We start from the raw sequence: 23,766 nt of genomic DNA on the forward strand, positions 1-23,766 counted from the left end.
TTGCAATCGTACTTGTGGCGCCAGCGATCGTACTGTTGCTCGGGTGATCGTACTGTCTTGTTTCGTCTCAAATGCAGTTAGGAGGCCTATCAATATCACAGAGAGTTCGCCAGTTATCAAGAACGTCAACGGTCGCACCGCATCAGTCTCATCGTTGAGCCTCATAGCTTGCTCGCGGTGCGACCGTTGCCGTTGCTAAATAAACGTTCTGGGGTTGAGACACATAACGCTTTAAGGCTTATTTAGTCTAAACTCCAGTGACTAAAATTCAGTTTGAAGTGGCTCCGAAGCCGACCAAAGCCCAAAAGCAGCAGCAAGGGCAGACGGGATTTGTCGTCATTCCGACTCGTTGGGTTATTGAGCGGTCAAATGCGCGGGTATAACAGTGTAAGAATTTCGAGGGGACGCTGGAGAATGCCATGGCTAAGCTCAACGTGTGTTTCATTCGGCTCATGCTTAAACGCTTAGCAAAGAAACGGTTGGCAATAGCAAATGAATAGATCGCAAATAGGTTCTATAGACATTCGCCAGTCTCACAGCGATCGCACTTTTTGATGTACCTAGTCTAAACTCGAATCTCAACTAATCATACGTAAAATCCAAGTATGAGTAAAGGCGTTTACTCAAAAAAAATAGGCTAGCCATATTTCACAGCGCCTATCTCAATCCAAATTTTAATAGCTCCCCGCAACGCCGTCTTACCTCAGCTTTTGACCTGGTATTTTACCAGGTGGGTACCGTTGGCTCGGACTTAAAGTTTCTGGGTACAAGCCCAGTTTACTGCTGTCCAAACATCTTGATTCCCGAGAGTTAAGAGTTATAGATCAAAAAAACATTATTGGCAGTCACCAACGTCGCAGTAGAACCTCTATTTAATATATACCAACTCACCAGATTTTGGCAAGCTTCGAGCAATTTAACTTGCATACCAGATAGATTCAACGCTTTGAGCGATCGCCTGTGCTTGCGATCGCCCCCGATCCACCTTGTCCGCGTCGAGCACAACTGTAACGTGACCGAGTTTGCGACCGGGATGCGATACTTTCTTACCATACCAATGTACAAAAGCACCACTGATTTGTGCCAGTTGTTTTCGTTTTGCTAAATAATCAGACTCAGCCGACTCGTAGCCTAGCAAATTTACCATGACAGCGCCTGCACATTTCAAAGCCGAATTACCTAAAGGCAGTTGACAAACTGCGCGCAAATGCTGTTCAAATTGTGAAGTTTCGCAGGCATCAATGGTAAAATGTCCCGAGTTGTGGGTGCGGGGTGCAATTTCATTGACTAACAGCTTATTATCGGCGGTTAAAAATAATTCAATGCCGAATACGCCGACAGCTTCTAAGCTGTTGAGGAGAGTGCGGGCGATCGCACAAGCTTCTGTTTTCACATCTAAACTAATATCAGCGGGCGCAATCACCACATGACAAACCTGATTTTGCTGCTGAGTTTCGACGATCGGATAAATCGCAATTTCGCCAGTTGCCGATCGAGCTGCAATCACTGCCAACTCGCGATCGAACGGCACAAACTCTTCCACTAGCAAAGACTGACCTTGAAGTTTAGCACGAATTGACTCAAAACTCCCCCGATCCTTAACAATAAAAGTACCTTGGCCGTCATAACCGTGGCGGCGAACTTTGACGACAAAGGCAAAGTCGATCGATCCAGCATCCGAGTCTCCTTCACTCTGCACGCTGTCAGAAACAGAAATTGCCGGAAAGTCGATCGCCACCGCCTTAAACAATTCTGGGGGCAAATCCGCGCTGCAATCCCATTCCCAAAACTTCGGAGTTGGCAAACCTAAACCTTGTAAATAACAGCGTTGAACGTACTTATCCAACAAAGGAGAAAGCGACGACAAACTCGGCTGAAATAACACACCTTGCTCTTCTAGCGGCCGCAAACCATCCAAATCCACAAACTCATTTTCAAAAGTAATAACATCGCAGCCAGCAGCCAATTGAGCCGTAGCCAAAACATTATTAACAGCAGCCAAAACAGCACTAGCAGCAACCGAAACTGCTGGATCGGTAGCATGGGGAGTTTGCACTACCAATTCAATACCTAGCGCCCTAGCAGCATCCCCCATCATCGAAGCTAGCTGGCCGCCGCCGACAACGCCCACCCGCTTAAATTTGGCAGACGAACTCGCAGCAGTTTGATTTGATTTCATGTGAGTAAAATTCCGCAAAGTCAACCTGCCTATCTTATCGCTATTTGACCCTGGCTCAATTACAGTAATTGAAGACTTAAAAGCCAAAAAAGAGTTTTAATTGCAGGATTAAATCGAGGCAGACCCAGAAAAATTGGGTGGCTAAAGTCTTTAATTATTGCACACTCCCAGCCATTGAGAAACAGCCGTCGAACCCCACCCCTCCAGAAAAGTTCCACATCTAGCAATTCCCTAGCGCCAACCATGGCATAATTGACAGCACTGCAAAAAGCAGATAGACAGATGCCAACACTGAAAATCAGACATTCAGGGAACAAAATTTATAGGTGAGGATACTGTGAAAGTTTTAGTTGTGGGAAACGGAGGTCGCGAACACGCGATCGCAAAAAAACTGCTAGAATCTACGCGGATTAAACAAGTATTCTGCGTACCGGGCAACGGCGGCACAGCTACCACCAAAGGCTGTCAAAATCTGTCGCTCAACATCGACGACTTCCAAGGCATCGAACGCTTTGTGATGGTCAACAACATCGGATTAGTCATCGTCGGCCCCGAATTGCCCCTATCGCTAGGCATCGCCGACTATTTCCAACAGCGAAAAATGATGATTTTCGGCCCCACCAAAGCCGGAGCCCAAATTGAATCCAGCAAATCTTGGGCCAAAGAATTGATGCTCGAAGCAGGCATTCCAACACCGAAAGCTGCCGTATTTACAGACGCAGAAGCAGCAAAAGCATACGTTCTGGAACAAGGAACCCCAATAGTTATCAAAGCAGACGGACTCGCATCAGGCAAAGGAGTCACCGTTGCCACCACCGTCAAAATGGCTCACAGCGCTATCAACACCATTTTCCGAGGCGAATTCGGCACCGACAACATCCGAGTCGTCGTCGAAGAATTCTTAACAGGTCAAGAAGTCTCGATTCTCGCCCTCACCGACGGCATCACAGTGGAACCGTTGTTGCCGGCCCAAGACCACAAAGCTATCGGCGAAGGCGACAAGGGAGCCAACACCGGCGGTATGGGAGCCTACGCCCCAGCGCCCATGGTCACCCCGGAACTCATGGAAAGGATTCAAGAAGAAATTCTTGAACCCACCCTTACAGCACTGCAAAAACGCAAAATCGACTACCGGGGTGTACTCTACGCCGGTTTAATGATTACCCCCGACGGAGAACCCAAAGTCTTAGAATTCAACTGCCGTTTCGGAGATCCCGAAACTCAAGCAGTTTTGTCACTGCTGGAAACTCCTTTGGAAGATTTGGTGCTGGCGTGCTGTCAGCAGCGTCTCGGTGAATATTCTATTCGCTGGAAGTCGGGGGCCTCTGTCTGCGTAGTTTTGGCTTCTGGGGGCTATCCTGGAAGTTATCAAAAAGGCCAAGTGATTACAGGTATAGAGGAAGCTGAAGCCAAAGGAGCAGAAGTGTTTCACGCCGGCACCCAGTTAAAGCAGCAACAGTTAGTGAGCGACGGCGGCCGGGTTTTAGGTGTAACTGCGACGGGAGAAACTTTGGAACAAGCTATTTCCAAGGCTTATACAGCAGTTGATTGCATCCAATTTGAAGGCGTCTACTGCCGCCGGGACATCGGCCGCCGAGCCCTGGGTGATGAAAATTAGGAATTGCGACATCTGCCGCCATCCGAAAGCCAAGCAATCTCAATGTAGAAATGTAACAATGAAATTTGGTACCTATGCGATGGCGGTAGCGGACAAGTCCCAGCAAAAAATTCGATCGGGACCCAACTGAATTGATCTTGCTTTTAATATTGAACGGGTGAAGTGGTGAAATGCTGGCCATACTAAACAAAATCGGAGAAATTATTGCCCGCTGGTGGTCGGATTTTACCCTCCAGACCCGCCTGATGGCCGCTGCTACCCTCGTAGTATCGTTAATTATGAGCGGCCTGACATTCTGGGCGGTGAATACTATCCAGCAAGATGCCCGACTTAACGATACTCGCTACGGCCGCGACCTCGGCCTGCTATTGGCGGCAAATGTGGCGCCACTGATTGCCAAAAACGATCGCTCCGAAGTCGCTCGCTTTTCCCGCCAATTTTACAGCAGCACTTCTAGCGTCCGCTATATGCTTTACGCCGACGAAGCGGGGGATATTTTCCTGGGGATACCCTTTTCAGAATCCGAGGTGGAAACTTCCCTGACGCTGCGCCGCCAGATCAAACTTCCGGATAATTTTATCACCGATATTGAGGCGAGAAATTTAACTTCTTTGCCTTTGGTGCGGCAGCATTTGACGCCAGATGGAGAAGTTACCGATGTATTTGTGCCGTTAATTCATGAAGACAAATATTTGGGAGTTTTGGCGATCGGCATTAACCCAAATCCCGCAGCAGTTATCTCTTCAAATCTGACTAGGGATGTCACTTTAGCAGTATTTGTAACAATTTGGGTGATGGTAATTTTGGGGGCTGTATTTAATGCCCTGACAATTACTCAGCCGATCAAACAATTAGTTTTTGGGGTCAAAAACATTGCCAGCGGGAATTTTAAGCAGCGAGTTGACCTGCCTTTAGGGGGAGAATTGGGCGAGTTGATAGGCAGTTTTAATGAAATGGCCCAGAAACTCGAAAGCTATGAAGAACAAAATATTGAAGAGCTGACAGCGGAAAAAGCTAAGTTAGAAACTTTGGTTTCAACGATTGCTGATGGCGCGCTTTTATTAGACGCAAATTTGCAGGTGATTTTAGTTAATCCGACGGGGATGCGGATTTTTGGATGGGAAGGTAAAAATGCGCTCGGAGTAAATGTTCTAAATATTTTGCCTGCGGAAGTGCAGCAGGAGTTGGCTAGACCGTTGCAGGAAATAGCTGCAGGCGATCGCGACGGCGGCGAATTTCGCATCTCAATGAGCGAACCAGTTAACCGTACAATTCGGATTGTTTTAACTACTGTCATTCTGCACAAAGCGCCTGGTGCCGAACCGCTGTGCAGAAGCTGCATCCGCCATGAAGAAGATACCTGTACCGAGCCACAACGCCCGGTAGCTGTAGAGTGTACTTTCTACGAGCAAACCTCCAAGCATCAAGGTTCCGGAAATTACCGAGAAAGTCTCAAAGGCATTGCAATGACAGTGCAGGACATTACTCGCGAAGTAGAACTCAATGAGGCTAAAAGCAATTTTATCAGCAATGTTTCTCACGAATTGAGAACACCTTTATTTAATATCAAATCTTTTATCGAGACTCTCCACGAGTACGGAGAAGACCTTCTAGAAAGTGAGCGCAGGGAATTCCTAGAAATTGCCAATCGAGAAACCGATCGACTAACTCGTTTAGTTAACGACGTGTTAGACTTGTCGCGACTGGAATCCTGCCGAGTTTATCACTTGGAAGCTGTTGACCTCCCGCAAGCAGTCGAACAAACCCTGCGGACTTATCAGTTAAATGCTAAGGATAAAGGCATTGAATTAGAGCAAGAAGTTGACCCGTATTTGCCGCCTGCTTTAGGTCATTACGATTTGTTACTGCAAGTATTTGCAAATTTAGTAGGAAATGCCTTAAAATTTACTCAGTCCGGTGGCAAGGTGGCAATTCGAGCGTATTTGCTAGAACCGGAGGCGTCAACCCACAAAGACGGTCAATCCGTTAACCAAAACTTGTCACCGGATGCCAAACATTTTCCGGTAGTGCGGATCGAAATTTCTGATACTGGAATTGGCATAGATCCTGAAGACCAACAAGCAATCTTCGATCGCTTTTTCCGGGTAGAAAACCGAGTACACACTTTAGAAGGAACGGGATTAGGTCTTTCTATTGTCAGAAACATTATTGACAAGCACCACACTAAAATTAATTTAGTTAGCGAAGTTAATGTGGGTACGACTTTCTGGTTCGATTTGGCAGTTTACCAGCCCAAACAAACAGTAGAGATGGAAAATTCTTGGCCAGTGGAAGCAACTGTGGAGAGTGAAACAATTGCAAGTCATATTAAATGAGCCCATTTCATTAACTGTAGTTTAGACTAAATAAAGATGAGAACGGTGGCCAAAGAAGAACTTGAGCCACCGCGCCGGGAGAGAATGAGGGTGCAAAATAAAACCTATCCCCTCCCTCAATGAACAGTGAACGATTAAAGGACTTTCGTCAAGCAGCATACGAGTTATTGGTGCAAGCCAAGGATGCCACATTCGAGCTGATGGATGCAGTGATGAGCACTCCGAATGCGTCATGTTTGGCAGAATTTTCACTCAGCCCACTATTCAATCGTCAAACGCCTCGGCGTCTACGAGGCATTGCAAGACTGTAGGCCAGACCGGAAAAAACTGATGCTGCTGTATCTGGAGCAATTAGAACAGCAAGTACCCGTAGCAGAACATATGTTAGTGGCAATTGACCACACTGCATGGGGGAGACCAGATGCTAAAACATTAAAAGATAGAACCCATGAATATCAGGGGGGTGTAATTCTTGGGCAGGGGTACAGTACCATTGCGTGGATACCTGAAGCGCAAGGAAGTTGGGCATTACCCCTGCTCCATGAAAGAATTAGTAGTGGGTGTTCACCCATACTTCAAGCAGCTTCCCAACTCAAACTTGTCTGTGAACAGAGCGTCAATCCAGTCTTAGCAGTTTTAGATAGAGAATATGGCAATGCAAATTGGGTACTGGCTATAGCAGATATTCAAGTTGATTGTTTAATGAGACTCCGAAAGAATGCCTGCTTATGGTCAGCACCACCAGCCTATAGTGGTCGCGGTAGGCCACGGAAACATGGTCAGAAAATGAGGCTCTCCGACCCAACCACATGGCTCCTTGCAGATAATGTGATTGAAATTGACGAACATTCACAGTTGGGACAAGTTCGAGTCAGGCAATGGCTTGACTTACATTTTTATCGTGCCGCCGAACAGAGAGTCAATTTAATCCTGGTCGAAAGAATGAATCCCATGTCAAACGGTCAGCCGTTTCCACCCTTGTGGTTGGCTTGGGTGGGAGAACGAACTCTCCCTCTAGAAACTGTTTGGTTTAAGTATTTACGACGTTTTGGAGTGGACCATTGGTATAGATTTGCTAAGCAAAGATTACATTGGACATTGCCTAACTTGAGAACTCCCGAACAATCAGAGCGCTGGAGCGATTTAATGCCATTGATGAGTTGGCAACTCTGGCTAGCTAGGGATTTAGTCGTCGAGAATATCTTACCTTGGCAATCTGCTAATATCAATTTAACTCCTGGACGTGTTGCCCAATCAATGTTGTCAGTTTTAGTTGACCTTGGTACTCCCGCGAAAATGCCTAAACATAGGGGAAAATCCCCCGGCTGGGAAAAAGGAAAGGCACGTACTAAAGCACCATACTATCCCACTGTTAAAAAACGGGTTTCTCGACGCAAAAAGTCTTCAAAATTAGCTGTTTAATCTCCTACCTCTTGAGTTTTTGAGCAACATCTTGCCTTCTGTTAAAAGGCGACTACTTTTAGCTGCACTCATTTTTTAGTCTAAACTACAGTCATTAAAATATGCAATCGTTAAAACAAGCTGCCCGCCGACTCAAAAAAGAGACTTACGCGGTTTATTTAGCCAGTACAGACCAGAGAGTACCTTGGTACGCCAGAATTATAGCAGGGCTTACGGTGGCCTACGCTTTTAGCCCGATCGACTTAATTCCTGACTTCATACCGGTTCTCGGCTACTTGGACGATTTGATAATTGTACCTTTGGGAATTTGGCTGGTAATGAAGATGATTCCGCCACAGGTTTTAGCCGAGTGTCGGGAAAAAGCAGCCGCAGAAATAGAACGAGGAAAACCGATAAATCGGGCTGCGGCTGTTGTGATTATTGCCATTTGGATTGGCTTGGGAATATTAGCAGCAATGTGGCTAACGCGGATATTTAAACGTTAAAGAAAATTACCTATCTATTTATAGTGTAGGGGGCGCGCCGAGCCTCTTACCTTAAACAACTCGCTTGGCAAAAAAATATTTAAACTTCAAAAATTCACCGTTCTAGTTATAATATAGGGTGCGCCTAGCGCACCTTACCTTAAAAAAACTCGCGGTATCGCATACCAACTATTATTTACCCCTTAAAAAATTAAACTAACTTTCTAGCTATGACTCAAACCACTGATTTCCTCAGCCACCTCAACCCATCTCAGCGCCAAGCAGTCGCCCATTATAACGGGCCGCTGTTAGTAGTAGCGGGCGCTGGTTCCGGCAAAACCAGAGCTCTAACTTACCGAGTTGCTAACTTAGTTCGCACCCATCGAGTCGATCCTGAAAATATTCTGGCGGTGACATTTACCAATAAAGCCGCCAGGGAGATGAAAGAAAGAATTGAGAAATTGCTGGCAACTCAGCAAGCTGAAGCGGAATATGGCAAACCTTTGGTAGACTTAGCCCCGGATGTACAAACCAAATTGCGATCGCAAATTTACCAAAGAATTACCAAACACATTTGGATGGGGACTTTTCACTCTTTGTGCGGTCGCATTCTCCGCTACGATATTGAAAAATACCAAGACGAAAAAGGCCGCAAGTGGCAGAAAAACTTTTCGATTTTTGATGAATCAGATGCTCAAAGTATCGTCAAACAAATTGTTACAAAAACCCTCAATCTAGACGACAAGAAATTTGACCCGCGAAAAGTCCGCTATGTCATCAGCAACGCTAAAAATAAAGGCTTGTCGCCTCAAGAATACCAAGCAGCAGAACCCGATTATCGAGGTCGCGTGATTGCCGATGTTTACAGTCGCTACCAAGATGCTTTAGCAGCCAACAATGCCCTAGATTTTGACGATTTAATCCTCGTTCCCGTTAAACTTTTGAGCCAAAACGAAAATGTATTAAATTATTGGCATAAAAAGTTTTGCCATATTTTAGTTGACGAATACCAAGATACCAACCGCACTCAATACGATTTGATTCGGATGCTGGTAACAAATAACGCCGATCCGAAAAAATTCGATAAATGGCAAAACCGCTCGATTTTTGTCGTGGGCGATGTCGATCAATCAATTTACAGCTTTCGCATGGCAGATTATACCATATTGCTGGAATTTCAAGAGGATTTCGGAGATGGTTTGTCAGACGAGAAAACTCGGACAATGGTAAAATTAGAGGAAAATTATCGATCGCGCGAAAACATCCTGCAAGTGGCGAACCACTTGATCGAACACAATACCGAACGCATAGAAAAAATTCTGCGCCCGACTCGCGAACCGGGAGCTCCGATTGTTGTCTGGCGCGCCGACAACGAATTAGATGAAGCGGAATTTGTAGCGGGTCAAATTCATTCCTTGAAGCGGCAAAATTCCGAATACGAAAACGGCAGTAACTTTGCGATTCTCTACCGCACAAACGCTCAATCTCGCTCCTTTGAAGAAGCGTTAATGCGTTTAGATATTCCTTACAATATTGTCGGCGGGCTGAAGTTTTACGATCGCAAAGAAATCAAAGATATCCTAGCATACCTGCGGGCGCTGGCCAATCCCGACGATAGCGTCAGCCTCAAACGCATCATCAATACTCCCCGCCGCGGCATTGGCGATACCACATTTTCCAAAATCGAAGACGCTGCAACTCAGTTAGGCATTCCGTTGTGGGAAATCCTCAGCGATGAATCTTCTGTCAATACTCTCGCAGGGCGATCGGCAAAAGCTATTATTAAGTTTGCCGAAATGATTGGCCGTTGGCAATCGCAAGTTGAAACCCTGCCGGCTTCGCAAATTGTCCAAGGAATTATCCAAGATTCAGGCTACATTGAAGATTTGAAAAACCAAGGAACCGAGGAATCAGAAAATCGCCTAGAAAACGTCAGAGAATTGTACAATGCTGTGCTGCAATTTGAAGAACAAAACGAAGAACCGACGCTGACATCATTTTTAGCAAAAGCATCTTTAGCATCCGATTTAGATGACTTGCAGGAAGAAGATTCCCGCGTGTCGCTGATGACGCTGCACTCGGCAAAAGGGTTAGAGTTTCCCGTAGTATTTTTAGTCGGAATGGAACAGGGTTTATTTCCGAATTTCCGCAGTTTGGACGACCCGAAAGCGATCGAAGAAGAACGCCGTTTGTGCTACGTCGGCATCACTCGCGCCCAGGAATTGCTATTTCTCACCCACACTCGCGAACGCCGCTTGTGGGGAGGTTTCCGGGAACACTGCACCCCTTCGCTATTCTTAGGAGAATTGCCGACACATTTGCTGGCTGGAAGTGCGAAGAAAACTAAAGCGGGGAAAACGGCTGCATCTAAGGGAAAAAGTAATAATTCAGCAGCAAATTCCGGCAGTTCTCAACCGGGAAACAATGGACAATCGACGGATTGGCAAACGGGCGATCGGGTTTTTCATCATGCTTTTGGAGTGGGAGAAATTACGCACGTTTTAGGGGCGGGTGACAAAACTAATCTGGCAATTAAGTTTTCAGGTTTGGGCCGAAAAATCATCGATCCGAGAACAGCTAAGTTGCAGCGAGTGTAAGTAAAAATATCAGAGTTTGTCGCTTGAAACCGCCTCAATAAACAAGATTACTTCCATTCGGAAAGTATATTGCAAAGCATCTGCGTTAATCAGCATACATCTGCGGTTTCCCTATCCATCTCAGATTTATGCAATAACTCTAATCTGTAACACCTCGCATTGCTAATAACGCCGTCCCATAAGCAGCGGCAGTATGAACCGGCGTTTCAACAGGGACTTTTAAATAACGCTTTCTAATCGCACTCCAAACCGAATTTTGTGCCCCGCCGCCAGCAGTATAAACCTTTGTCAAAGCAGTTGCACCTAATTCTTGCAATAATTGATATCCCCGCGCTTCAATCCGCGCTATACTTTCGAGCAAACCGTGCAGAAATTCCACAGAATCAGCGGGACGCGGTTCGAGTCTCGGCGGCAAATTCGGGTCATTAATCGGAAAGCGATCGCCCTTTTTCAACAATGGGTAATAATCCAGCAAACTCTCTTGTGCGGGGTCAATTTGTGTGCTATAATTCTCCAACTCAACATCAGTAAAAAAATGCCGCAGCACCGCACCTCCGGTATTAGAAGCACCTCCAACTAACCACAAATCGCCTAATTTATGACTGTAAATCCCGTATCTAGAATCATCTACGCGGGTATGACTTAACAGTTTAACTGCTAGTGTAGAACCGAGAGAAGTTACTGCTTCCCCTGGTAAATTGACACCGCTTGCTAAAAATGCGGCAATGCTATCGGTTGTGCCAGCACAAACCATACAATCGCGGGGAAAACCGAAGCGATTGCCCACTTGAGCTCTCACTTCCCCCACAGGCGTGCCCGGTGCGACAATTTGTGGCAATTCAGGAGTTGCAGCGCCCGCAATTCCCTCTATCAGCCAATTCGGATAGCACAAAGTATCAACATCAAAACCGAGTTTCAAAGCATTGTGATAGTCGCTAATTCCCAATTTTCCGTGCAGCAGGAAAGCCAGCCAGTCAGCTTGATGCAGGAAAAACGTAGGGGCGGTGCCTCCGTGCCCGCCCTCCTGCCACCACAGAAGTTTTGCCAGACTGGATGTTGCGCTCAATACTGTGTGGTTATCCGGCGCGATCGCCCGCAACCTCTCTGTCACCGCTGCACCGCGCGCATCATTGTATAAAATCGGCTCGCATACTGGTATACCGTCGGTATTGCACAGCATGACAGTGGAGGATGTGCCGTCAAGGGCGATCGCCCTTACCTGATTGCGGATTGTTGGGGGAATTTGCTCGATCGAATCCCACAGCGCGTTTTGCCACACCGAGGGCAATTGAGGCTGTTGTTGCCCGTTGTTGGCAAAAGTATACTCTGTCTCACAATGTATTGTACCGTGGGAGTCTATCACAGTCGATCGGGCGCCCGTGGTGCCGAAATCTATTCCCAAATAAAGATTCATTTGTTACTCCCGCGAATTTTCCTATTTTGAGGAAACCACAAAGTTTATTTGCATTAGGACTAAGACCAACTGTCACAAATGGGGGTTAAAGTTGAGCTATGTAGTTGCTGAGGCGTTGCTGAATTTAGGGTATGAAAAGCTAAATATGCAAGTCATGTAAACCTGTATCCACAAAGCTTCTGGATTTTCAACTTATTTTTTTATACCCCGATTAAGTAACAACACCAAAAAGCAGTTATATCCCAGAATTATTGAATAATTCGGGATCTAACTGCCATAAAAATTAATGAAACCAACTAAACTTTTTTCAAGTAACACAAAGCCCTTCGATTAACCTAAAACCTCAGTTTGTAGTAGCGCTTTACGTAATGCCGTTACTGCTTCTTCTGTTTCTATCAACCTATGGAGAGCAAGCGCAATATCATCTTCAACCTTCAGCAGTTTAGCTGCTTTTTTTACAGCTTTTTGCTCTTCAAGTGAGTAATTGTCATCGGCACGAGCCATTTGAATTGCATGATACAACAATGACCTTGATTTTGACCAAGTAGAAACATCAACTGTAATCTTGGTCAGCAGGCTTTCTAAATCAGCATTTTTGTATTCAAATGTTTTGTATTTTTCTATTACTTCTTCAGGAGCGCCAGCCATGCGCTGATGATTTAGCAACCAATTAAGTTCGGCTTCTGAAACCTCTCCATCAGCTCCAGCAATAGCGAGCAGTGCATATCCATAGCTAAGGTATGCTTCAAGCGGAATTTCGGAAATACCCAAGTTGTTTTTCAGAAATTGTGAGGCAGGTAGTGCTTCTTTAAGATTGCTCATCAGTTACCCCTTTGATTTTTTTGACTATTTACTATGACCAGATAATTTGTGATTTATAAATCTGAACCGTTGGGATACGTCGCGGCTAGACGTTTTTCACGGATTTGCGATTTACAATTTTAATTGTTGCACATATAAGTGTTATTTGAATATTAAAAAAATATTATTTATACTAAATGCGGGTTAGCTACCCCTCTATGAGGCTACTGCGTACACACAAGTCGATCGCTGACCCATATTGTAGAAACCCTGTTTCCTAGCACCTGGATTGCTAGTTTTGCCGAATCAATAACTTAAAATTTATGAAAATAAGCTTTCTTTCTGAGATTCATGCGAGACTTGGGTTTCAGGAATTGCGTTCGCAGATTTCGGACTTGTGTATACAGGGTAGCTTCTTAAGGATGCCAGGGGGATTGGGACTCGGCGATCGACCAGAGATACAATTGTTTTCAGGCGATTGTTGACACCTACGGGCAATGCCGTGTCCCTACTTTCATCCTTTAAACTTTTGTCCCGCACTCAGGACAAAACTTATTGGTCGAAACATTCTTCGCGCCGCAACTCGGACAATAAATCAACTCCGCAGATTGCAACTTGCTGCGTTCTGGCAAACCAACCAAGGGCTGAAATCGCTATAGATTACACCTTACAGCTCTCGATGCGAGAGAAGAGAGAACCAGACAACCAACCCCAACCACCCCAACACCCCAACAACCCAACCCAATCCTTCTCCCCCCCACGCAAACACACGCGCACACGACGGGAGGTGCCCCCGTGCTGCTTCTAGATTAAAGGTTAAATCATCGTACTCCAACCAACCTTTCCTCCCCTTTCTCCTCTTTCGCCAACCGACACGATCGCCTAGCTTGCATTCAGTGTCATAATCAACTTTACCGCCTATTTCTAACCAGATTTTTTTCTGGACGCTAAAGCCAAAGTGACCCTGACTGTATTTTACCCACAATTGGTTGATCGTCCGCAAATCATCGCCAGGAAAATTCTCGATCGAGTTCGTATCGAACCAACCTTCCTTCTCCCGTCTAGCAGCTTTTAACATCACCTTGAATGTTTCCCTATCCGCCTCTTTCCACTCCCCTGTGACCAACAAATCCCGGAGACGAGTATAGTCAACACCCTGCGCTGATTTAAGCGAGTCTGGTGGCGGTGCCGATGGAGGTGTTTGAGCTGATGATTGAGGTGATACAGTACCCAGATCCTGCAAAACTTCAGTAGCAGATTGATAACGTTTTTTAATAGCAGGTTGTATCATTTTATCTAAAATATGACCCAGTTCCGAACTGACAGATGTTTTTAAGTGTTCTCGCCACACCCACTCAAACTCGCTATCATCGAATAAATAAATCGGCTCAACCTGAGTTAACAGACACAGACAAGTCACACCCAGACTATAAATATCACTCGCATGAATAGCTTTGCCGTTGGCTTGTTCTGGTGCCGTATATCCAGCCGTCCCGATCCTCGTTCCCGTTACCGCTAGAGCCGTTTGTGTCGCATATTTCGCGGCTCCAAAGTCAACTAAAACCACTTGCCCATCTTGCCTAAGAATAATATTTTCTGGCTTGATATCCCGGTGAATTACTTGGCGGGAATGAATGAACTCGAATACTGGCAATAAATTATTAAGCAAGTTGCGAATCTGCGTTTCGCTAAAATATCCCTTAGATTCTAGTGTTTGGGCTAAATTTTCACCGTCGATGAATTCTTGGACTAAATACTGCCGTCCATCTTGACTAAAATATGCTAATAAGTCGGGAATTTGAGAATGTTTACCCAACTGTTCTAGGCGTACTGCTTCCAGCTCAAATAACTCAGCAGCTTTCTGGATACTAGAAGTACCTTGAAGTTGGGGGTAGAATTGTTTAATAACACAGGAAGGTTTTGATGGTTTATACTCGTCAATAGCTAGAAAAGTGCGCCCAAATCCCCCTTGTCCAATAATTTTTTGGGCTCCGTAGCGATCGCCCAATAGCAGTTTATTCCCACATTGTTGACAGAATTTTGTAGAGCCAGACGGGTTTTGGAATAAGCAATCAGGGTTTAGACACTGGCTCATAAAATATGCTTAGAGATTACAGATTAAAGCTCTCGATGCGATGCCAGCGGAGATGGTGTTAAATGTGAAACAGCAGATCCGGGTAAGGACATGGCATTACCCATTAGTGTCAACTTAAGTCTGAAACCTTTGTATTTCTCGCTGTTATCTGATGCCAGATCCCCTAAATCCCCCTTAAGAAGGGGGACTTTGAGATCGCTCCGCTTCCCCCCTTCTTAAGGGGGGCTAGGGGGGATCTGGCCTCGACGATAAACAGCAGTCTATGACTACGTTTGACCTTAAGTTGAGACTAATAGGCACTGCCTAAGTCCCCACTCAAAACTCGTTAAACTTTTGTCCCGCACTCAGGACAAAACTTATTCGTCGAAACATTCTTCGCGCCGCAACTCGGACAATAAATCAACTCGGCAGATTGCAACTTGCTACGTTCAGGCAAACCAACCATTTGAGCGTTGCTCTTTCCTGGAACTACCATCGGATAGCAGTTTTCGTCCCTCGTCACCTTGACGTTCATCAGCACCGGGCCCTCGTGAGCGAGCATTTGCCCGATCGCATCTTTGAGTTCCTCCGGCCGCGAAACCAGCATCCCCTTCACGCCATAAGCTTCAGCCAGCATCACAAAATCCGGCATCCCTACAGTCATATTCGACGAGGAATAACGCTCCCCGTAGAACGCCTGCTGCCACTGCCGCACCATGCCTTGCCAGCCGTTATTTACAATCACAATCTTGACATTAATGCCGTATTGTGTTAGCGTTCCCAGCTCTTGAATATTCATTTGCACGCTAGCATCGCCAGCAATACAAATCACTTGCTCATGCGGCAGCGCCATTTTCGCGCCCATCGCCGCCGGCACCCCGAAACCCATCGTGCCCAAACCAGCGCTGGAAATCCAGCGGCGCGGCCCGTTGTTCAAGAATTGAGCCGACCACATTTGATGTTGACCGACATCCGTTGTGTAGTAAGCATCCGGCGCTTGGGTAGCCAACTCGGAAATCACCTCTTGCGGAGACAAAATGTCTGGGTAATGAGGCACAACTAACGGATAGTCCTGTTTCCAGCGATCGATCCTGTGCAGCCATTCCGCAGTCTGTCCGGCCTTCCCCGAAACTCCAGTCTCCCGACAGCGACGCAGCAAATCGATCAAAACTTGGCGGACATCTCCGACAATCGGCACATCAGGGCCGCGAGTTTTGCCGACTTCCGCCGGGTCGATATCGATGTGAATCACCTTAGCCCGCGCGGCAAACTCGTCTAATTTCCCGGTCACGCGATCGTCAAACCGCGCCCCTACAGCAATCAGCAAATCGCACTCGGTAACGGCAAAATTAGCGTAAGCAGTGCCGTGCATCCCCAGCATTTTCACAGACAAAGGATGGTTTTCGTCAAAGGAACCTTTGCCCATCAGCGTTGTCGTCACCGGCAATTGGAAAAGTTCGGCGAGTTCCTTAATTTCCTCGTGCGCCCCCGCTGCGATCGCCCCGCCCCCCACATAAAGCAAAGGACGCTTTGCTTCCTTCAGCAAATGAATCGCTTGATTAATCTGGCGGGGATTTCCCTTCACCGTCGGCCGATAGCCCGGAATTCTCACTGCTCCGGGTTCCACGGGCAGATAGTCAAATTCTTCTAAACCCACATCCTTGGGTACATCAACCAACACAGGCCCCGGCCGCCCTGTACTCGCGATGTGGAAAGCTTCTGCCACAATTCGCGCCATATCTCTGGGGTCGCGCACTACATAGGAATGCTTGACAATTGGCAGGGTAATCCCGTAAATATCCGTTTCCTGAAACGCATCAGTGCCGATCGCCGGCCGGGGAACCTGACCGGTAATAATTACCATCGGGATCGAATCCATGTGTGCCGTCGCAATCCCCGTCACTAAATTAGTTGCGCCGGGGCCCGAAGTAGCAAAACAAACACCAACTTGTCCGGTAGCGCGGGCGTACCCGTCGGCCGCGTGAGCAGCACCTTGCTCGTGCCGCACCAGAATATGTTTGATAACGCCGGTTTCTTCAGCGCGGTAGAGTTCGTCGTAAAGCGGCAGAATTGCGCCGCCCGGATAACCAAAAATATGCTTGACGCCGTGGCGGATCAAGCTGTCAATCAGAGCAAATCCACCAGTTGCACGTCTGATGGTCACTTTAGTTTTTAGTTGCACAGAATTTCCTTCCTTAAACTAATTATGATTTTTAATGAAAGCTTTTATACTACTTTAATCTCAATTAATGAAACTATGAAAATTTAAGTGGTGAGATTTTACAAAAGATTTCGCGATCGCAGAGGGTTCGCCCGATCTAGACATTGTGGAACAGCAGAGGAAGAAAAGAAACAGAGGAAATAGCGGCCTCTATGTCGGTTTACCGCGATATGACGCTTGTATAGGATTCGTCATGCGACATTCGACAACAAAAACAATCGTTTCAGCAATTAAGAACGTCCTCACTATCAGGGGGATTGCTATGTTAGAGATCGATCGCGAAAATAAAGCCCTCTTCCCTCTTCCTTCTCCCTTCTTCTTGACCTCCGTTACATCCGTTACCTCCGTTACATCCCGTACATTGCTCGTTGCCGAACTTCCTTCTTGCCAAAGTCTCAGAGAACATCCTGCAATACTTTGCGAGTATGTTTCCAAGCTGCCATGCCCATCACCGATACCAAAAAGCCCAAACTCAGTAACACGATCCGCAAGCCGAGGTCATCCGATCGGACGGCTTTGCTGACAGCATCAGTCAGCGGGCCGGTAATCGCTAAAGGCAGGCTCAGAGCAATATTAATCGCATTGTTTTCCAATCCAAAGACTTTGCCCCGCATAGATTCTGGAGTTTTTTCTTGAATCAGAGCCTGCATCGGGCCGTTAATTAAGGAAGCACCAAAACCGAACAGAGCACTCAATCCGAATCCCACCCACAACTGTCGGGTAAAGGCAAACATTGCTAATACAAAACCCATCATCAAGAAACCGATTAAAGGTAGAGGTTTGTGGTGGAATCGACCGCCCCAGTGTCCCAAAAAGGCTGCGCCGAAGACCATTCCGACTCCCGCCGCAGCCAGCAAAAAGCCAAATTGAGTTTCTTTGAGACCTATTTTGCCTGAAAGCGCGATCGCCAGCACCTGAAGCGCCGCAAACACGGAATACAAAATTGTCAACTGCACCATCGCGTTGCTGACAAGGTGATTGTGTTTCAAATAGCGCAAACCTTCTTTGAGATCTTGCCAAGGATGGACATTTTTGCCACTGCTGCCGGCATGACTTTCTTTGATCCGCATGGCATAGATCAAACCTGCCGATATCAGGTACAACCCGCCCAGCAAAAACTCTTGAGAAGCTGGTCCGAAGCTGTGTTTGACCCAACTAAACAGCGGTTCGCCGATCGTCATCCCGACAATAATCCCGCCCATTGTGGACGAGGCGAACAGCGCATTTGCCGACATCAGTCCCTCTCGCCCCACAGCGAGAGGAATTGCCGCCTGCTCTGCCGGAGCAAAAAATTGCGTTACGGTAGAGATCAAAAACGTCACCGTCAGCAAAACCACAAAAGCTTTGGGCAAAAACGGCAAAGCTACAATCAACCCGGCTCGAATCACGTTGCAGGCGATCAGCATTTGCTTTTTGGAAAAGCGGTCTACCACGATCCCGGCTACTGAACCAAAGACGATCGCCGGCACGGTGTAGGCGATCATCACCGCTGACAGCATAGAATTTTCCGAATGTTGCCAAGAAACCGGCCAGGGTCGGTAGTCGCCGGTTTTCAGCAGAATAATCAGCAATACGTAAAAAATTTTATCCGCCACTTGGGCCAATAACTGGCCCGTCCACAAGGCTAGGAAGGGGCGATTTCTCAGTAGGGCATCAAGCCCGCTGCGGTCAGGGGGAGGGCTGGCTGGGTGCATAAGAATAGTTTAACTGACCGCCTCTGGCAATTATAGTTTTCAGCAATACGTGCAAATCTCACATAGCAAAGCGGAAACTCGGAAAACTCCTGTCTCCTGGGTTCTTTTTCTGTTTTAGCAGATCGGCGGGGGACGGCTGCAGTCTTCTTAACTGTACCGCGATCGGCCGGAGCCGAGAACCCGCGCGCCCGGAAAATCCGAGAAGATTGTTAAAGGTTGGCGTGCATTTCATCGCGAGTACAAGATAGGGTAATATACTTGACAAAATACTTGCTGTTGGCAGTGGTATTAAAAGATGTCACGCCGATTAAGTAATATAACGAAGGTACTAACTGTTAGGAGTGAAAAACTTGAAAAAGGTTGAAGCTATTATTCGCCCCTTTAAACTAGACGAAGTGAAAATCGCACTCGTCAATGCTGGTATTGTGGGGATGACTGTTTCTGAAGTTAGAGGTTTTGGCCGTCAGAAGGGCATGACAGAACGCTATCGCGGTTCTGAGTACACCGTTGAGTTCTTGCAAAAGCTCAAGGTCGAGATTGTTGTGGAAAACGATCAGGTTGACATGGTGGTTGATAAAATTATCGCGGCTTCCCGCACGGGCGAGATTGGCGACGGCAAGATTTTCATCTCTCCTGTAGAACAAATTATTCGGATTCGGACTGGGGAAAAGAACTTGGAGGCAATCTAAGATACTGGGGCATTGGGCATTGGGTATTGGTAATTGGTCTTTGGTAATTGGTCTTTGGTAACTGGTCATTGCTAAGGAAAAACCTCTTTCCTGTTTAATTCTGATACCTAACTCTCAATATCCAATGCCACAGTTACCCCCTGTTTTGGCTTTTTTCCTCATTATGGGTAGACAAGGTTCGCTATTTGTGGTAATAGAGCATGGAAGGCTCGACCGCGGTGAGAGTGCGATCGCTTGATATCGGGTGTCATTTCTGCAAAAGTTTGTTGCTGTGCGGGTACGTAGAAAATGGGATCGTATCCGAAACCTCCGGTACCGCGAGGGGTGTGGAGAATTTCGCCCCGACAAATTCCTTCTACTTGCAAGGCAATTGTACCCTCGGGACGGGCGATCGCGATCGCGCAAACAAATTGTGCTTCCCGGTTTTGTTGGCTACCCAATTCTTTGAGAAGTCGAGATATCCTGTCAGCATCGGTTTTCCCGTAGCGCGCGGAGTAAATCCCAGGTTGACCGTCGAGTGCATCTACCATTAAACCAGAATCATCGGCAATCGACCATTTGCCCGTTGCTTTTGCCACTTCAGACGCCTTCAAGCAAGCATTAGCAATAAAAGTTTCGCCTGTTTCCTCAATTTCCAACTCTTCCGGTTTGATCTCCAATTCCCATCCCAAATCTTGAAGATAAACTTGCATTTCCTTGAGTTTACCCGGATTGCCCGTAGCTACAACTAGCAATTTGCGATCGGTCATTATTTCAATTAAAACTTACTGCTTGATATTAACAAAAAAAACGTCGCACGATCGCAAATAAGTTATATTGTTTCTGGTTGCTTGGGAGTCGGTTACTTGGAGGCTGGGAAATAATGGGATTTTTTGACCGCAGATATCGGCGGACGAACACTGATTAACGCTGATAGTATTTGAGCTATTTTTATCTGCGTTTATCTGCGGTTCAAAACTATGATTAATTATGCGCCCACTTTTTCGCCCAGTTTAAGTTTTGCATAACTTCTTTCAATGTCGCCGCTTCTGAATACAGCCGCAACACTGGTTCGGTTCCGCTAAACCGAATTAACAGCCAACTTCCGTCGGCTAAACGGAATTTATATCCGTCAACTTTGTTGCAATCTACAACTGCTTTGCCGGCGATTTCTGTTAAGGGTTGATTTTGCAGCAGCGACAGCAAACGCGACCTTTCTTCCATGTTAGCTAAGTGCAAGTCGATTCTGTCATAAGCTGAAGTAAAGCTTGTTTCTTGTTGCAGTCGGCTGTAAATTTCGCTTAAGTCTTCCCCGGATTTGACAACTGCTTCTAATAAGTACAGCGCTGAAAGTAAAGCATCTCGTTCGGGAATGTGCGTACCGTAGCCAATTCCTCCGGATTCTTCGCCGCCGACTAAGACTTGGGTGGTTAACATTCGATCGGCTATATACTTGTAACCGATCGGCGTTTCAAATAAAGGCAAGTCGTACAGCTTGGCAATTTTGGGAATGATGTCTGAACCGCTGACTGTTTTGATGACTTCCCCCGTCAAGCCGCGCCGTTTTGCTAAATGTTCGATTAGTATGGGAACTAGGATTTGTGAACTGAGAAAGTTGCCGCTAGAGTCAACGGCTGCAATTCGATCGCTATCTCCGTCAAATACAAAGCCGATCGACAAACCAGAACTTTTTCGCTGATGAGTACGCATCACCCGAAATAACTGCGACAGGTAGCGCGGCAAAGGTTCCGGTGCACCGCTGCCGAACAGCGGATCTCGATCGCTGTTGATTTCATGTACTGTTTCTTCTAAAATTTGAGCTAATCCTCCGGCGGCGGCACCGTGCATTACATCTACAAATACTGTAATTTTGCCGCTGGCGATCGCTTCTTTAATCGCCTCAATATCTACCATTTCCCGCAAGGTTTTGCAGTAAGCCGGCCAAGGATTGAAATTCTCCAATTTGCCGGGAGTTGCTGAAAGTGCCGCCGGATTGTCTAGTTTTGCTTCTATCTGTTGAGTAACTTCGGGCGAAACTGAACCGCCAAATCCTCCCTTGACTTTTAACCCTAAATATGGACCGGGATTGTGGCTGGCTGTCAGGACGATCGCACCCAAAGCATTTAATTGTTTGGCAGCTAAACTGAAAGCTGGAGTGGGGGCGTAGGATTCGCTAAGCAGCACGTCAAATCCTGCGTTTTGGATGGCCACAGCCGCTGTTTTGGCAAATTCTTCAGCCAGAAATCGGCGGTCGTGACCGACAATTACGGTACCGCTGCTGCCATCGCTGCCGCCGGTTGGTGCGAGAACTTGTGCCGCTAAGGGAGCGACTAACGCTACGCGATCGAATGTAAAATCGTCAGCAATGATGCCGCGCCAGCCATCTGTACCGAATTTAATGGGATTCATTTAGTCACAAGTCATGAGTCACCCGTCTATTTTATGGGTTTATCAGTCGATCGTCATCTGATTTTAGATTTTAGACTTTAGATTTTGGATTATGGAATTGCTGCCACAGCCTTTACTCTGGCTATGGACTGTTGACTGCTGACTGTTGGCTGTCATTAGCCTTGCTTGATAGATTAGGTTGGGCGGAGTGAAACGGAGGGTTCGTCCCTCAAGCCAACCTACTAATTACTATTAACTGCCAACTGCCAACTGCCAACTGTCAAGTGTCAATTGACTAAAAGAATGCTGGTTGGTGGCGGATCAAATTCAGGAATTCTTCGCGAGTTTTCTGTTCTTCTTGGAACACGCCCAACATTGCACTCGTAACCGTCCAAGCACCAGGTTTTTGCACACCCCGCATCGTCATGCACATATGGCTGGCTTCCATTACTACGGCCACTCCCTTCGGTTCCAATATTGTCTGAACTGCTTCGGCAATTTGGCGCGTCAAACGTTCTTGCACCTGCAACCGGCGACTGTACATCTCGGAAATTCGGGCTAATTTGCTTAATCCCACTACTTTTTGGTTAGGAATGTAAGCAATGTGAACTCGGCCCATAAACGGCAGCATATGGTGTTCGCACATACTGAATACGCTGATGTCTCGTACCAGTACCATTTCGTTGTGGCCTTCGTCAAAGATAGCGCCGTTGAGGAGTTCTTCGAGGGATTGACTGTAACCGCTGGTGAGAAACCGCATTGCTTCTGCTACCCGTTTTGGGGTTTTGAGCAATCCTTCACGTTCGGGGTCTTCTCCTACTCCCAGCAGCATTGTGCGAACGGCCTCCATCATTTCTTCTTGGCCTACTTCGGAGGGTTTGGGCACGCTGGATTCTTGACCGTTCGAGGAATTGCGATCGGGTCTAGTGGGGATGCGCGGGGTGTTGTTGTCTGCAGTTTCTGAAAGTGTCATGCTGTCAGTCGAGATTGAGTTCGATCCATTGGAACTGGTGTTTGATGAAATTGTCATAAGAAGTTGGTGTGAGGGTGAATCGATTTTGGATTTGGGGATATAGCTAGAGATTTAAAGATTGTTGAATTCGAGAAAAATCCAGCAGTCTAAAATCTCAAGTTCACAAAACTCCTGCGTTGGACATGAGGGTGATTTCTTCAATTACTGCACTTGCTGGCAACTGAACTGCGTGCAGAATTGATTGGGCGACGATTTCTGGGGTTAACATGGCACTGCGATCGAAGTTGGCGTCCACGGTATTTGTGTCCCACATGGGAGTATTGACAGAACCCGGACAGATTGCTGTGACGCGAATTCCGTGAGTCCGTTCTTCGGCGGCTAAGGTTTTAGACAAAGCCATGAGACCGAATTTGCTGACGCAGTAAGCTCCCCAGTTGGGGAAGGTTTGGCTGCCGGCGATCGAGGAAACGTTGATGATGATTCCCGATCCGCGATCGCGCATGGAGGGCAAAACTCCTAGAATGCACTGCCAAACGCTAGTTAGATTGAGGTCTAGAACGCTCTGCCACTCGGCTAGGGGCGTTTCCGTCAAAGAGCCGGTGTAGCCCATGCCAGCGCTGTTGACGAGGATATCTACGGAACCCAATTGAGATGCGATCGCGCTGATGCTGCTTTGCACTTGCTCAATTTTTGCCAAGTCTAAGGGATAAGCTTCTGCTTTCACTCCGACTTTTCGGGCTGCTGCGGCAACGGCTTCTAACTTTTCCGACTCTCGGCTAACTAAGGCCAGATTTATGCCCTCGGCGGCGAATGCTAGAGCCGTCGCTTTGCCAATACCGCTGCTGGCTCCGGTTATCAGAGCCTGCTTTGTTGTTGGATGGTTCATTAAGTGTCCTAATACTTTGGCTCGGCAAATC

General features: G+C 46.8%; 18 protein-coding genes and 1 other RNA gene. 7 read left to right on the forward strand and 12 right to left on the reverse strand.

Annotated elements, in window-relative coordinates; translation table 11 throughout:
* Nucleotides 1-257: 257 nt before the first annotated feature.
* The gene (locus tag QUA45_RS05625) at nucleotides 258-383 is read left to right on the forward strand and encodes a hypothetical protein (RefSeq protein ID WP_333100951.1); all 126 of its coding nucleotides are present in this window, start codon (nucleotides 258-260) and stop codon (nucleotides 381-383) included.
* A gap of 296 nt (nucleotides 384-679) precedes the next feature.
* Here QUA45_RS05625 and ssrS read toward each other — a convergent pair.
* Together ssrS and QUA45_RS05635 are read right to left on the reverse strand one after the other, a co-directional pair.
* Nucleotides 680-866: non-coding RNA, 6S RNA (ssrS, locus tag QUA45_RS05630), on the reverse strand.
* 50 nt (nucleotides 867-916) lie between these two features.
* Nucleotides 917-2,179 (reverse strand): 5-(carboxyamino)imidazole ribonucleotide synthase, encoded by a 1,263-nt coding sequence (locus QUA45_RS05635; RefSeq protein WP_333219877.1) that lies wholly within the window; start codon nucleotides 2,177-2,179, stop codon nucleotides 917-919.
* Between the two features lie 337 nt (nucleotides 2,180-2,516).
* Between QUA45_RS05635 and purD the strand changes: the two genes are divergently transcribed.
* The 5 genes from purD to pcrA all read left to right on the forward strand — a co-directional run bounded on the left by purD (nucleotide 2,517) and on the right by pcrA (nucleotide 10,616).
* Nucleotides 2,517-3,797 (forward strand): phosphoribosylamine--glycine ligase, encoded by a 1,281-nt coding sequence (purD, locus tag QUA45_RS05640; RefSeq protein ID WP_333100947.1) that lies wholly within the window; start codon nucleotides 2,517-2,519, stop codon nucleotides 3,795-3,797.
* A gap of 170 nt (nucleotides 3,798-3,967) precedes the next feature.
* On the forward strand, nucleotides 3,968-6,133 hold the full coding sequence (locus QUA45_RS05645) for an ATP-binding protein (protein WP_333100946.1): 2,166 nt from the start codon (nucleotides 3,968-3,970) through the stop codon (nucleotides 6,131-6,133).
* Nucleotides 6,134-6,358: 225 nt separating this feature from the next.
* On the forward strand, nucleotides 6,359-7,555 hold the full coding sequence (locus QUA45_RS05650; RefSeq protein ID WP_333219879.1) for an NF041680 family putative transposase: 1,197 nt from the start codon (nucleotides 6,359-6,361) through the stop codon (nucleotides 7,553-7,555).
* A gap of 101 nt (nucleotides 7,556-7,656) precedes the next feature.
* Nucleotides 7,657-8,040, forward strand: coding sequence for a YkvA family protein (locus QUA45_RS05655; RefSeq protein ID WP_333097965.1), 384 nt, complete (start codon nucleotides 7,657-7,659; stop codon nucleotides 8,038-8,040).
* Between the two features lie 209 nt (nucleotides 8,041-8,249).
* Complete coding sequence (pcrA, locus tag QUA45_RS05660; protein ID WP_333219881.1) at nucleotides 8,250-10,616, forward strand: DNA helicase PcrA; 2,367 nt, start codon at nucleotides 8,250-8,252, stop codon at nucleotides 10,614-10,616.
* Nucleotides 10,617-10,755: 139 nt separating this feature from the next.
* On the opposite strand, the gene QUA45_RS05665 is transcribed toward pcrA, so the two are convergent.
* The 6 genes from QUA45_RS05665 to QUA45_RS05685 all read right to left on the reverse strand — a co-directional run bounded on the left by QUA45_RS05665 (nucleotide 10,756) and on the right by QUA45_RS05685 (nucleotide 18,820).
* Nucleotides 10,756-12,030 (reverse strand): FGGY-family carbohydrate kinase, encoded by a 1,275-nt coding sequence (locus QUA45_RS05665; protein ID WP_333219882.1) that lies wholly within the window; start codon nucleotides 12,028-12,030, stop codon nucleotides 10,756-10,758.
* Nucleotides 12,031-12,360: 330 nt separating this feature from the next.
* Complete coding sequence (locus QUA45_RS05670) at nucleotides 12,361-12,852, reverse strand: TerB family tellurite resistance protein (RefSeq protein WP_172190982.1); 492 nt, start codon at nucleotides 12,850-12,852, stop codon at nucleotides 12,361-12,363.
* A gap of 500 nt (nucleotides 12,853-13,352) precedes the next feature.
* Nucleotides 13,353-13,472, reverse strand: a complete 120-nt coding sequence (locus QUA45_RS29100) for a zinc-ribbon domain-containing protein (RefSeq protein WP_445305237.1) — start codon at nucleotides 13,470-13,472, stop codon at nucleotides 13,353-13,355.
* Nucleotides 13,473-13,498: 26 nt separating this feature from the next.
* Nucleotides 13,499-14,926: a serine/threonine-protein kinase gene (locus tag QUA45_RS05675; protein WP_333219884.1), complete on the reverse strand. Its 1,428-nt coding sequence runs from the start codon at nucleotides 14,924-14,926 to the stop codon at nucleotides 13,499-13,501.
* A 325-nt stretch (nucleotides 14,927-15,251) separates the two neighbouring features.
* On the reverse strand, nucleotides 15,252-17,087 hold the full coding sequence (gene ilvB, locus QUA45_RS05680) for a biosynthetic-type acetolactate synthase large subunit (RefSeq protein ID WP_333219886.1): 1,836 nt from the start codon (nucleotides 17,085-17,087) through the stop codon (nucleotides 15,252-15,254).
* Nucleotides 17,088-17,521: 434 nt separating this feature from the next.
* Entirely contained in the window at nucleotides 17,522-18,820 is a 1,299-nt protein-coding gene (locus QUA45_RS05685; protein WP_333100058.1) for an MFS transporter, read from the reverse strand.
* A gap of 350 nt (nucleotides 18,821-19,170) precedes the next feature.
* On the opposite strand from QUA45_RS05685, the gene QUA45_RS05690 reads away from it, so the two are divergent.
* Nucleotides 19,171-19,509 (forward strand): P-II family nitrogen regulator, encoded by a 339-nt coding sequence (locus QUA45_RS05690; RefSeq protein WP_006633346.1) that lies wholly within the window; start codon nucleotides 19,171-19,173, stop codon nucleotides 19,507-19,509.
* Between the two features lie 161 nt (nucleotides 19,510-19,670).
* On the opposite strand, the gene rdgB is transcribed toward QUA45_RS05690, so the two are convergent.
* The 4 genes from rdgB to QUA45_RS05710 form a co-directional block, all read right to left on the reverse strand.
* Nucleotides 19,671-20,258, reverse strand: a complete 588-nt coding sequence (gene rdgB / locus QUA45_RS05695) for an RdgB/HAM1 family non-canonical purine NTP pyrophosphatase (RefSeq protein WP_333219888.1) — start codon at nucleotides 20,256-20,258, stop codon at nucleotides 19,671-19,673.
* Between the two features lie 214 nt (nucleotides 20,259-20,472).
* The gene (locus tag QUA45_RS05700; protein WP_333219889.1) at nucleotides 20,473-21,897 is read right to left on the reverse strand and encodes a phosphoglucomutase/phosphomannomutase family protein; all 1,425 of its coding nucleotides are present in this window, start codon (nucleotides 21,895-21,897) and stop codon (nucleotides 20,473-20,475) included.
* A gap of 274 nt (nucleotides 21,898-22,171) precedes the next feature.
* The gene (folE, locus tag QUA45_RS05705) at nucleotides 22,172-22,906 is read right to left on the reverse strand and encodes a GTP cyclohydrolase I FolE (protein WP_333100055.1); all 735 of its coding nucleotides are present in this window, start codon (nucleotides 22,904-22,906) and stop codon (nucleotides 22,172-22,174) included.
* 103 nt (nucleotides 22,907-23,009) lie between these two features.
* On the reverse strand, nucleotides 23,010-23,735 hold the full coding sequence (locus tag QUA45_RS05710; RefSeq protein ID WP_333100054.1) for an SDR family oxidoreductase: 726 nt from the start codon (nucleotides 23,733-23,735) through the stop codon (nucleotides 23,010-23,012).
* Nucleotides 23,736-23,766: the final 31 nt, after the last annotated feature.

Origin of the sequence: Microcoleus sp. Pol12A5 (genome assembly GCF_036701435.1) — a bacterium.
Classification (GTDB): domain Bacteria; phylum Cyanobacteriota; class Cyanobacteriia; order Cyanobacteriales; family Microcoleaceae; genus Microcoleus.

Excerpts from the sequence above, each read along its gene's own strand:
- QUA45_RS05635 (WP_333219877.1), bottom strand. The coding sequence starts at position 2,179 with ATGAAATCAAATCAAACTGCTGCGAGTTCGTCTGCCAAATTTAAGCGG.
- QUA45_RS05645 (WP_333100946.1), top strand. The coding sequence starts at position 3,968 with ATGCTGGCCATACTAAACAAAATCGGAGAAATTATTGCCCGCTGGTGG.
- QUA45_RS05650 (WP_333219879.1), top strand. The coding sequence starts at position 6,359 with ATGCGTCATGTTTGGCAGAATTTTCACTCAGCCCACTATTCAATCGTC.
- QUA45_RS05655 (WP_333097965.1), top strand. The coding sequence starts at position 7,657 with ATGCAATCGTTAAAACAAGCTGCCCGCCGACTCAAAAAAGAGACTTAC.
- pcrA (WP_333219881.1), top strand. The coding sequence starts at position 8,250 with ATGACTCAAACCACTGATTTCCTCAGCCACCTCAACCCATCTCAGCGC.
- QUA45_RS05665 (WP_333219882.1), bottom strand. The coding sequence starts at position 12,030 with ATGAATCTTTATTTGGGAATAGATTTCGGCACCACGGGCGCCCGATCG.
- QUA45_RS05670 (WP_172190982.1), bottom strand. The coding sequence starts at position 12,852 with ATGAGCAATCTTAAAGAAGCACTACCTGCCTCACAATTTCTGAAAAAC.
- QUA45_RS05675 (WP_333219884.1), bottom strand. The coding sequence starts at position 14,926 with ATGAGCCAGTGTCTAAACCCTGATTGCTTATTCCAAAACCCGTCTGGC.
- QUA45_RS05685 (WP_333100058.1), bottom strand. The coding sequence starts at position 18,820 with ATGCACCCAGCCAGCCCTCCCCCTGACCGCAGCGGGCTTGATGCCCTA.
- rdgB (WP_333219888.1), bottom strand. The coding sequence starts at position 20,258 with ATGACCGATCGCAAATTGCTAGTTGTAGCTACGGGCAATCCGGGTAAA.
- QUA45_RS05700 (WP_333219889.1), bottom strand. The coding sequence starts at position 21,897 with ATGAATCCCATTAAATTCGGTACAGATGGCTGGCGCGGCATCATTGCT.
- folE (WP_333100055.1), bottom strand. The coding sequence starts at position 22,906 with ATGACAATTTCATCAAACACCAGTTCCAATGGATCGAACTCAATCTCG.
- QUA45_RS05710 (WP_333100054.1), bottom strand. The coding sequence starts at position 23,735 with ATGAACCATCCAACAACAAAGCAGGCTCTGATAACCGGAGCCAGCAGC.